1 protein-coding gene is annotated in these 564 nt (G+C 40.4%); it reads left to right on the forward strand.

The genetic code is table 11. The features are described 5' to 3' along the window. Positions 1–148 precede the first annotated feature (148 nt). Positions 149–517: a hypothetical protein gene (locus WMO38_RS15170; protein WP_118540719.1), complete on the forward strand. Its 369-nt coding sequence runs from the start codon at positions 149–151 to the stop codon at positions 515–517. Positions 518–564 lie beyond the last annotated feature (47 nt).

Here is a 564-nt window from a genome sequence, read left to right on the forward strand (position 1 = left end):
CGCTTGACGATGCCATCAATAAGGCAATGGATATGTATTATGCAGAGCAGATAGTCCTTGGAGCAGAGGACATGAAGGGAGTAGATTTTGCGCCTATCAGCGAAGGTCAGCTCCCTTCTTCATTAAAAGAAAACGGAGGAAAAGCAAGATGAAAAGTGATTCAACAACAGTAATTAAGAACATGGAGTTTTTAGTAAAGGAACTTCATAAGGAGTGGGACAGATCGGGTGCTTCTAAGGCATCCGTTATTATTTCCATTGAGGAAGTAGATGGTATCAATGATAAGATAAAAGAGATTATCTATCAGACACAGAAGTCAGTCGATGAGGATGAGCTGACCTTTAAACAGAGCATTGCAAAGTCCAAGGAGTGCTATGTGCTTCTTCGTGTGGTGCGTAAGATTGCAAAGAAAAAGGATAAATGCGAAAAACAAGCAATCGACAATGAATTTGCAATCGAGCTGGATAAGGATGAGTTAAAGGTATTGAAGGGATTGTTTGCAGAGATGTTTAAGTAGAGGAGGACAAAGGTATGGGCGTTGATATGAAGGTCAAAGCGATATAC

Origin of the sequence: Lachnospira hominis (ex Hitch et al. 2025) (genome assembly GCF_040096395.1) — a bacterium.
In the GTDB taxonomy this organism is placed as follows: Bacteria; Bacillota; Clostridia; order Lachnospirales; family Lachnospiraceae; genus Lachnospira; species Lachnospira hominis.